A 1117-nucleotide genomic window follows, 5' to 3' on the forward strand; every position below is an offset into this window, starting at 1 on the left:
GCCAATAAATGCATGCAGCTTTCAGCCATAGCCTACAACCTTAAAAAATATATGAAATTCATAGAAAAACGTACTAAAAGCGGAGCAGGGGCACAGACGCTTTATTTTAGTCTCAAAAATACCTTTTACAACCTTATAAACATGCTTTTAAAGCCTTTTAAAACACCAGGATTTTAAGTCTATAAAAACAGAAACCGACTTTAAAAGACGGTTCTAATTATAATTTTAGGATACATTATGGGCTTGTGCAACGGTTACCATTGTTGTGCATAGTTTTTTATTTATTATTCAGTTTTTTAAATGTCTTTAAAGATTGAATTAAAATCGACATATTTTTTTTTAAATCCGTTGTTTGGGATGCTGATGCTGTTAAATTATAAAAAACGCCATCAATTCCGCTATCTAAAATAAAACTAATAATTTCCGCTTCTCCATATTTTCCTGTGTCTGATTTCGTATGCAAAAAATAGGATTGTTGATTTAAGATTTCCGTTTGTCCAGATTCAATTACTTTTCTATTCTGCGAGTTAGTTTCTATTAAATTCAGGCAATATTCAAATTCAGATTTTAGGTCTTTATTTTCTCCGAAACTTTTTACTTTTTGAATAGAGATTATATCTATAAATCCGTCTTTGTCAGGTTTAGAACTTGCGTCAATTCCTAAAAGGATGTTTTCATTGTCATAGTTTTCCACTTTCCATTCCCAATTCTTTTGGATAAATATTGAGAAATCGTTATTCGGATAGGTGACTTTCTGTTTAGCAAATTTCACTGGGAAATTCGCATATTGTTCCAAAGTGTTTTCATTGTTTGAACAAGAAACAAGTAAAATCAAAACGATAAATTTTCCGATGAATTTCATTTTTCTCAAATTATGCACAACGTGTTGTGTATGGCTAGTTGCGTTGGCTAAAACTAAGTTAGCAAAAAGAAACGAACCAGTAGGAAAATCCGCTAGGATTTTCCAAGTAAGCACTGACTAGCAATTAGTTATACACGTTGTGTCCGTTGCACAAGACTTGCTAAATATACAGAAATTTCGTATATTTAATAATGCAAGGCACAAAAATATTTCAAGAAAAGCTATTCAATCAATTTAGGCTTAGCGACCGCGTAC

General features: G+C 31.7%; 1 protein-coding gene. It reads right to left on the bottom strand.

Translation table 11 applies throughout. The features are described 5' to 3' along the window. Positions 1-277: 277 nt before the first annotated feature. On the bottom strand, positions 278-976 hold the full coding sequence (locus J1D01_RS17415; RefSeq protein WP_421151780.1) for a hypothetical protein: 699 nt from the start codon (positions 974-976) through the stop codon (positions 278-280). Between the last annotated feature and the right edge of the window lie 141 nt (positions 977-1117).

It is taken from the genome of Seonamhaeicola sp. NFXS20 (genome assembly GCF_049132085.1).
GTDB lineage: Bacteria > Bacteroidota > Bacteroidia > Flavobacteriales > Flavobacteriaceae > Seonamhaeicola.